The following is an 8507-nucleotide window of genomic DNA, read 5'->3' as shown; positions in this document are numbered from 1 at the left end:
GTGGCCCCCACCGCCTCCGCCACCTCATACAACGGCTGCATCTATCCGCAGGTCTGCTTCTACCAGAACCAAGCCAGGTGGAACGCCGCGAACCCCAATGCGAGGTACCAGGACATCACGTCCGGCTACCAGAACCTCAGCGCCGCCGCTCACGGAGCAAATTACGTGTACAACACCCGAAACGACGACCGGGCGTGGCTGCGCTATACCGACAACGGCCAGACGAATTACACATGTCTGAACCCCAATTCGCGGGACTACTTCGACGGGCAGGAAGTGCTCACCGGCATCAAGATCGAGTCGGCCTCGCACTGCTGATCGGCCGGGCCCGTACCCGGTGCAGGTCGACCGATCGGCCAGACGCCCAGCACGTCGTGAATGCCACACGGGCGTCGGAACACACGCTCGACCGGGACGACAGGTTCGCCCGGACCAGTGGCTCACCCGCCACCCCGATTCCCTCGCAGCCGAGGCGCGAGGCGTCGACCGTCCGACTTTGGCGACGCTGCGCGGGACCGCAGTCCCGCCGGCCGACACAACCCACTTGACCCGCTTCGCACTCGGGGGTCCCGGGCTGCGCATCTCGAACCAAGGCCGTTGGCGGGTGGAGCCGTTGGGTGGGCGGTGGGTGGCCGGTTGCCGGTTGCCGGTGGCGGGCGGTCGGTGTCCGGGGGCTGTGGCTCCGGTTGCGGGGGTCGCGTCATACGGGGTGCCGTACGCGGTGCCAGACAGCCGCGCCGGATCTTCAGTCGGGCGACGAGTCGACCACCGGCACTTCGTAGTCGAACTCGTCGGCCCGGGTTGCGGGGGACGAGTAGCCCTTCGACAGCACGGTCACGTTCACGGTGGTGGGGTCGGTCGGACCGGATCGTCGGCCTTGGGTGCGAGGGCGACGATCCGGTTCGGCGGGGTGATCCCCTGAAGTTCGGCGCGGTTGTTGCCGAAGTAGACCTCGGCGTCCTGGCCGAAGTTCTCGCCGCCGATGGTGACTTGCGCATTCCTGCGCCCGGTGGTTGGGCGGATGCCGGTGACCGCCACGGGCGCGGTGCCGCCGTAGGAGAAGCGGCAGGAGGGGACGGCCGGGGAGGTGCCCAGGTTGGTGGTGACGCGGACGGCGACGACGCCCACACCGATTCCGGTGGGCAGGTAGACGGTGATCCGGGTGCCGTTGTCGGTGACGTCGAACCGGGGGCACGGCAGCGTGCCGAAGTCGACTCCGGTGTCGACGCCGGTGCCCAGGTCGCTGCCGGTGATGGTGACGCCGGTGCCCGGCGGACCGACGTTCGGACTGATGGAGGTCACCACCGGACTCGACAGGACGTCGGGCGCGCCGAGCAGGGCCGGATACGTGGAATCGGCGTGCTGGTAGGCGACTTGGCCCATGAAGTCCTGGAGCGACTTCCTGGTCACGCTCGGGTCGTGGAACCCGGGCGTCCCGTAGGTGGGGTTGAGTTCGCAGGCGTCGCCCGGTTGCGCGTGGACATTGGGGCCGGGGAGGCCGGCGAGCGTGGAGACGACCGCTTTGACGTCGTTGGTCGCGGCCGGGCCGGGCCGGAGCCGGGGTGCCACGACCTGGCGTCGCCGAGGCTGGTCCACGCCTGCGGTACGAGGTCGTAGGCGTTGTAGTAGCGCTCGCTGGCGACCCAGGGCAGGGAGTCTACGTACGACGCGAAGTCCGAGCCGCCGGGCCGTGGGCGCGGCGGAGGTGTGCAGCGCGAACTGCGGCGTCGTGTCCGACCAGATCTGCGCCTGGAGGTACGGCGCCATCATGGTCGCGATGCAGCCGCCGAGGCTGTGGTCGATCACGCGGACCGTCGGGTTCGGCGGTGCCTTGGCGAGTACCCTGGCCGGCGCCTGCGCCGGCGCGACACCCACCGAGTCCATGGTCACGACCTGGGTGAACGCCTCCATCGCGCTCTTGGCGACCCACACCGGGTTCGGCGGCGAACCGACGGCGGTGAACGGGACCACGGTGCCGACGCCGAGGTCTTCGAGCAGGTCGGCCTCGTTGCCGACCGTGCCGCGGATGACCACGGCGAACTCGTTGCGCCGAAGTGCGCCGCATTCAACCTACTTTTCCGCCCACGAGCCACGGCGGGGCTCGACGACATCCCGGCTCCGAGTCCACGCTTTCGGACCAGCCGGGGGCGGGTACGCGGCTCCACGGCGAACGGTGAGCCGGCGCGGAGGAATGCGACCGGGGGACGCCTCGGCCGGCGGCGAGCACGACGAATACGTCCGGCCCTCACACGCTGTACTGCCCGCCAACGGCCGGGCGTTCGACCACCGCGCGGCGCGCCGGACCGCACCCGGGCCCCCGGTCCCGAGTTGTGGCCCGACTTCGGTGCCGCACGGGTAGGGGGCGGGGCCCGGCCGCCCGTCAGGACGTCGGCACCCCCCGCACCGCGTTCACCGGCCGCACGGGCATGCTCTGGGCGTGTATCGAAGGCCGGCCCTCCGGGACTCGGTCATGTTGCTTTCGCGTCCTCACCGGCAAGGAATGGACGCAGCAGCGTGAGCAGGGCGCGTGGCCGGTGCAGCGGGATGATGTGGCCGCAGTCTTCGATGACGTGTCCGGTGAGATCGTCGGTGATCGGGCGGAGCTGGCGTTCCAGTACCGCACCGACGGGCCGGGCGCCCAACGTCATCGTCGGCACTGTCAGGCGGGCCGTGGCGACCGCCTGCTCGATCTGTACCGCGCTCTCCGGCAGCGCCCGGTAGTACGAGAACGCGCGGCTCAACGCCTGGCGGCCGGTGTATGCGCGGACGAAGGCGTCCCGGAGGGCGGGGCGCACCCCGTCGCCGAGCGTTCCGGCATTCAGGAACCAGTCGACGTAGGCGGCCTCGTTGCCCTCCAGTACGGTCTCGGCGAGGCCGGGCGCGGCGGAATGGAAGCCGAACCACCACGGCGGCCCGTCGGCGAGGAATTCCTCGGCGCCGGGCAGCCCGCCCAGAACGGATTCCATGACGACCAGGCGCCGAACGAGATCGGGGCGGCGCAGGGCGAGGAGGAAGGCCGGCGCGGTACCCGCGTCGATGCCCACCACCGCGGCCGAGGACACCCCGAGCGTGGTGAGAAGCGCTGCGGCGTCCTCGGCCAGGGTTTCCGCGTCGTACCCGGACGCGGCCGCGCTGCTCGCGCCGAACCCGCGCAGGTCCGGCGCGATGACGCGGTGGCGGTCGGACAGGTCGGCCATGACGTCCGTCCACAGCTCCCAGGTGTGCGGAAAACCGTGCAGCAGCAGGACGGCCGGGCCCGATCCGGCGAGGGCGACGTTCAGTTCGACACCGTTGACGGGGATGCGCCGCAGCTCGGGCATGGAGAGGCTCCAGATGTGGTGAGGAATAGTGACCACGTCACGCTAAGGAACTACCCTGGTTTCTCCAAGACGGCACTTTCCCTTCAGGTGGTGAGCCCCGAGTGACCACATCGAGGCCCGGCGAACCCGGCCGACGGCCCGGCGAGCGGGGCGATGTGCTGAATCCGCTCTGCCCGACCCGCCGGTTGCTCGACCGTATCGGCACCAAGTGGACGTCGATGGCGGTCAAGGTGCTGGCCGAGGAGGCGCCGGACGAGCTCCGTTTCGCGGAACTGCGGCGCCGTATCCCCGGCATCTCACAGAAGATGCTGTCCGTCACCCTGCAGAGCCTCGTCCGCGACGGCCTGGTCGCGCGCCGAGTGGAACCCACCGTGCCACCCGCCGTCCACTACCGGCTCACCGAACTCGGCCTGTCCCTCGAAGGGCCGCTCTCCGCCCTGCGGGTCTGGGCCGAGGCACACATGTCGGAGATCGACCGCAGCAACCGGCTCGCCGACGAGTCACCTCCCGACTAGGGCACGGATCGAACGTGCCGTTCACAGCCGTTCGTTGACGGCCACTCGTTGACGGCCGCTTGTTGACGGCCACTCGTTGACGACCGCGACAGGAACGGTCGCCGCGCAGCGGACCGCGAGCTTGTCGTACGTTGCGGCCACGGCGCGGTGCCTTTCGAGGCGATTGATGGCGCACTCGACCGCGTGCCGGGCTTTGCGATCCTGCGGGCCAAACCTCGGCGGACGGCCGCCGCGGGCACCAGGCCGCTCGCGGTTGCGTGCCTGGTCGGCCCCGTCCGGGATGGTGCGGCGGATCCTGCGGCCCGCACACGGTCGGGGCGGACGCGTGACGGCCGGCCCGATGCCGGGCACACGGAACTGCTCCGGCACGGGTCGAACTGGTCGAACTGCGGAGAGTCCCTACGTTGGCCAGTGGTCACCACGACTGACACAGGCTTCCGGCCTGCCCGACAGCCAAGTGCAGCCTGGTGGTGAACCCGCCGCGCGAGCGTCCCGGGCCGTGATCTGGGACCCGTGATCCGTGATCACGAGGTTCGGTGAACATGTCGCCAGGCGGCTCCTTACGCAGGTCACCCTGCTTGCGGACCCCGGCCGCATGCCGACGGGCGCGGCACACCGCGGAGTCGACGCTCAGATCCCACGTGATCGCACCCTTCGCGTCTGCCGGGGATTGGAACCGGGCGAGGTTCCGATGCCAGGTGCCGTCCCGCTGCGATCGGCGGAACAGGTCGTAAATCCGTCCCCACGGCCAGTACTCGATGAGCACGTCCCGCCAAGCAACAACGGCCCGGATCCCGGATCCGAGACCGTACGCCGTCGATCGGCCGGCGCCGACGCCGGACGGACGGCCGGCCCGCCCTCGTCCCTAGGCGAGGCGGGCCAGTACGTGGGCGTCGAGGAAGCCCCGCTCGGAGGCCGGGTCGTGGAGCAGCCGGGCGAACGGAACCAGCCCGGCCCCGGCCAGCAACTCGGCGAACCGGTCCACCGGCCAGCTGTAAGCAGGTGTCACCTTGTGGTCGAAGCGCACCGGCTCCGGCCCGTCGGTCCCGAAGAACGAAACCAGGAGCAAACCCCCTGGAGCCAGAACCCGTACCTGCTCGGCGAGCAGCGCGGGCAATTCTCCTGGCGGGGTATGGATCATCGAGTAGTGCGCCAGAACACCGCCGAGCGCGCCGTCCTTGACCGGCAGGGCCTCCGTCCGAGCCTCGTCGAACCGCAGCGCCGGATGGGCCCGCCGGGCGTGGTCGACCATGGCCGGGGAGAGGTCGAACCCGCAGGCGTCCAGGCCCAGTTCGTGCAGCATGGCCGTCAGGTGTCCGGGCCCGCACCCGACATCGGCTGCCCGCAGGTTGCCCGTGTTGCGCACCAATTCGGCAAAGGTGCCGATCATGTTCCGCGAGAACGGCTGCGCCTCCAACCGATCGGCGAACATCGACGCGTACAGCTCGACGACCTCGTCATAGGCCGCCCTGGTCTCGTCCTGGTGTCCCGTCACGAAAACGGAAGCTAGCATCCGCGCACGTCCGCAGCGCCTCCGGCCCCGCGCCGTCACACACCCTGGGGACGGCTGTCCGGCTCGGACTACCACCGGGACAGACCCGACTACCGCCCCGCCACCCAGCCGGCCGACCGGGCGGAAGTCACACAACGCACGTTGCCTGATGCGGCACTTGCCGGCCTCGCGGGCGGGGCGCACCTCAAACCCGCTCACCGCTAACCGGCGACCGCGAGCCGACTCCTCTTCCGCAGCTTCCATCAGAGCGACAACCACCAAGAGGGAATGGCCTGCACCGCTGCCGCGCCAAGGGCAGAGCCCGGACGCACGACGCGGCCGCTCAGCCGGGGGGACTCTTCGCCCGTTGCCAAAGGCTGTACGACTCCCTCCCAGCCGCCCGTCAGCAACAATGCGCAACGGATCCGCGAGGAAACCCCTGCCGGCACCCTCCCGAAGTGATAAGCAGACGCCACCACTTGGTACGTACGCTTCCCGCGAAGCTCACTCAAGGCTGCCGACGGAACGCTCCTCCGATCGCTCCGCTTCGTGGACCGGACACGCGCAAGGCGGCCAACTCTGAGTAAGAGGGAGAGTCGAGTTCACCGAGCACACGACGAGCGCGCGCTCCTTGATCACCTGGCGCTCACCGCTCTCGGTAATCCGATAAACGCCGATCATCATTCCGCTTGCGCCTTGCAGGATTCCCATCGAACACTTCCCCTATGGCGGTTCTTTCGAAGGTCGTAACCACTCAACCCCTGCGGTCGTAGTGTGGAAATCGCTACCTGCTCAACAGAAGATCTGCGGAGTGCCCAGATGACTGCACCGAAGGACCTGGACCCGAGCGTGTCCGCACGCGCGTGCTACGGATTCGAACTACGCCGGTTGCGCGAAAAGGCAGGATTGACGCAAACCGCCCTGGGAAATCACGTCAAGTGCTCGGGTTCGTACATCGGCCAACTCGAAACAGCCGAGCGCGGCCCCAAACCCGACATCACCGAATTCTTCGAACGGGCCCTCGGCGCCGACGGCACCCTCCAGCGGCTGTGCGGCTTGGCGCTCAAGGAGGAAGCCCAACCACCGTCCTGGTTGAGGGATTTGCTGGACGCCGAAGCCGGCGCGGTCCGTATTCGCGTGTTCGAGGTCGACGTGATCCCAGGACTGCTTCAGGCGCCCGGGTACGCGACGCACCTGTTCAAGGCAGGCGAACCGCTCGACGTGGAAGCGCGGCCGATCGAAGATCGAGTGGCGACGCGTATGGGTCGCCAGGACATCCTCGTGGGGCCGAACCGGACGGAACTGTGGGCGGTGGTCGATGAAGTCGCGCTGATGCGCCTGAAGGCCATTCCGGACAAGGACGTCGTGGCGGAGCAGTTCGATCACCTCGTCAAACGGGCCGAGTTGCCGAACGTAACTCTTCAGCTATTGCTCGTGGAAGCAGGCGTACATGCCTGCTCGGCAACCCCGGTGACCCTGCTCAGTCATCCGGAGCGGGAAGAGTACGCCTACGTCGAGACGATGGGATCGGGAGATCTGATCTGCGACCTCGACGCTGTACGCGAGTGCGAACGACGTTACGATTACCTGCGGACCAAGACGTTGTCCCCCGCCCAATCGCTCGCCTGGATCAGGGCACAACAGATGGAGCTTCACCCATGAGCACCCCGTCCCCTCGCTGGTTCAAGTCCTCCCACAGCGGCGCACAGGAGGGCAACTGCGTCGAGACGGCCCGCCTTGGTGCTCCCATCGGTATCCGCGACTCCAAAGACCTGACCATCGGTCACCTCGAGGTCCAGTCGGCGGCGTGGGTCGCCCTGATCACGGGGCTCGCCGGCACCTGAGCGAGAGAGCACCGGCGGCGACCAAGTCCCGTGGTGAGCCGCCCACTTGACGAAACTCCCGCCGCCGCGGCAACCAAGGCCCGGCCAAGCGTCGATCGGGAACACGGCGGCGCCACGAAGTCATCCGCCGTCCGAACGGAGCCCGTCCTGACCACCGCACTGATCATCGGCGACATCCAGCACGGCATCACGAGCAACTACCCGTTCACCAAGCGTGTCGTACCGCCGCTCACCGAACTCCTGCCACGCGCCCGCGAGGTCGGCGTCCTCGTCGTGTTCGTGCACTTCGCCTTGCGCGCCAACGGAGCCGACCTGCCGCCGAACAACGCCCTCTTCAGAACCTTCTTCGAAGCCGGGGACACGTTCCACGAGGGATCGGCCGGCACCGAAATCGCTCTGCCGGTCGCCAAAGAGGACATCGTCGTACTGAAACGCCGAGGCAGTGCGTTCGCCGGCACAGACCTCGACCTCGTGCTTCGCGCAAGCGGCGTCACCACCATCGCAATCGCCGGAGTCGCAACCAGCGCCATGGTGGCCGCAACGTGCTACGACGCAGCAGACCGCGACTACGAGGTGACGGTACTACTCGACGGTTGCGCCGACGCCGACACAGCCATGCACGACTTCTTCATGAACGCGGTCTTCCCCAGCCGAGGCTTCAAAGTCCTACCCTGCGCCGACTGGCCCGCAACCAACACACAACCCACATCATGAACCGAACCACGAACCTCCGCACAAAGGCGGCCAAACGCACACGATCACCTACCCCCAACCCCACACAAAACCCCTGCACAACCCCAATCAGGCAACACCCTTGCCGCAATACCCAAAACGCCATAACGAATCAGCAACACCCCCCAAAACCCGCAGGTCAACAAGGGAAGTCCCCACACACGTGGGGGTGAACCAGTCGAGCATCCGTTGCAGTACGTTCGCGCCCGGGAAGTCCCCACACACGTGGGGGTGAACCGGACCGTCGCGGCGGACGCGAACTCCCTTGAGAGAAGTCCCCACACACGTGGGGGTGAACCGTCGGCGCTGACCCTGGTGTTGACGTGGGCGGCGAAGTCCCCACACACGTGGGGGTGAACCGCACTCCGACGACAGCGACACGCGTGCCGCGCTGAAGTCCCCACACACGTGGGGGTGAACCGGAGAGAGAGTCTTCAAGGTCAACAGTCTTAGAAGTCCCCACACACGTGGGGGTGAACCGGCGGCCACCGCGTCCTCGACTGGATCCCCGGCGAAGTCCCCACACACGTGGGGGTGAACCGTCGGTGTCGTGGGTTGAGGGGTCCGGTGCGGTGAAGTCCCCACACACGTGGGGGTGAACCGC

At 68.2% G+C, this 8507-nt stretch carries 8 protein-coding genes and 1 CRISPR repeat array; of the genes, 5 read left to right on the top strand and 3 right to left on the bottom strand.

Going from position 1 to position 8507, the window contains the following annotated elements; all coding sequences use genetic code 11:
• A partial coding sequence (locus GT354_RS54665; protein WP_237535599.1) for a hypothetical protein occupies nucleotides 1–318 on the top strand: 318 nt, incomplete at its 5' end.
• 522 nt (nucleotides 319–840) lie between these two features.
• Here GT354_RS54665 and GT354_RS56695 read toward each other — a convergent pair.
• Together GT354_RS56695 and GT354_RS30070 are read right to left on the bottom strand one after the other, a co-directional pair.
• Entirely contained in the window at nucleotides 841–2034 is a 1194-nt protein-coding gene (locus GT354_RS56695; RefSeq protein ID WP_161359528.1) for an IPT/TIG domain-containing protein, read from the bottom strand.
• Between the two features lie 434 nt (nucleotides 2035–2468).
• Nucleotides 2469–3320 carry an alpha/beta hydrolase gene (locus GT354_RS30070; protein ID WP_161359527.1) on the bottom strand — a complete coding sequence of 284 codons (852 nt, stop codon included), beginning with the start codon at nucleotides 3318–3320 and terminating at the stop codon, nucleotides 2469–2471.
• Between the two features lie 101 nt (nucleotides 3321–3421).
• Here GT354_RS30070 and GT354_RS30065 point away from each other — a divergent pair, with 101 nt between their 5' ends.
• Complete coding sequence (locus GT354_RS30065; RefSeq protein WP_161359526.1) at nucleotides 3422–3835, top strand: helix-turn-helix domain-containing protein; 414 nt, start codon at nucleotides 3422–3424, stop codon at nucleotides 3833–3835.
• 865 nt (nucleotides 3836–4700) lie between these two features.
• Here GT354_RS30065 and GT354_RS30055 read toward each other — a convergent pair.
• A complete protein-coding gene (locus GT354_RS30055; RefSeq protein WP_161359525.1) occupies nucleotides 4701–5330 on the bottom strand; it encodes a class I SAM-dependent methyltransferase in 630 nt (209 codons plus the stop codon).
• Between the two features lie 846 nt (nucleotides 5331–6176).
• Here GT354_RS30055 and GT354_RS30050 point away from each other — a divergent pair.
• The 3 genes from GT354_RS30050 to GT354_RS30040 are packed head-to-tail and all read left to right on the top strand — an operon-like array spanning nucleotide 6177 to nucleotide 7885.
• The gene (locus tag GT354_RS30050) at nucleotides 6177–6989 is read left to right on the top strand and encodes a helix-turn-helix transcriptional regulator (protein WP_161359524.1); all 813 of its coding nucleotides are present in this window, start codon (nucleotides 6177–6179) and stop codon (nucleotides 6987–6989) included.
• On the top strand, nucleotides 6986–7171 hold the full coding sequence (locus GT354_RS30045) for a DUF397 domain-containing protein (protein ID WP_161359523.1): 186 nt from the start codon (nucleotides 6986–6988) through the stop codon (nucleotides 7169–7171). The genes GT354_RS30050 and GT354_RS30045 overlap by 4 nt, the downstream gene beginning before the upstream one ends.
• A 33-nt stretch (nucleotides 7172–7204) precedes the next feature.
• Nucleotides 7205–7885: a cysteine hydrolase gene (locus GT354_RS30040; RefSeq protein WP_346012239.1), complete on the top strand. Its 681-nt coding sequence runs from the start codon at nucleotides 7205–7207 to the stop codon at nucleotides 7883–7885.
• 166 nt (nucleotides 7886–8051) lie between these two features.
• Nucleotides 8052–8506: direct repeats of the CRISPR family, unit length 29 nt; unit sequence GAAGTCCCCACACACGTGGGGGTGAACCG.
• Between the last annotated feature and the right edge of the window lies 1 nt (nucleotide 8507).

This window comes from Streptomyces sp. SID3343 (assembly GCF_009865215.1).
Lineage (GTDB): Bacteria > Actinomycetota > Actinomycetes > Streptomycetales > Streptomycetaceae > Embleya.
Note: the sequence above shows the minus strand (reverse complement) of the source record. Positions and strands in the feature narration are given on the sequence as shown.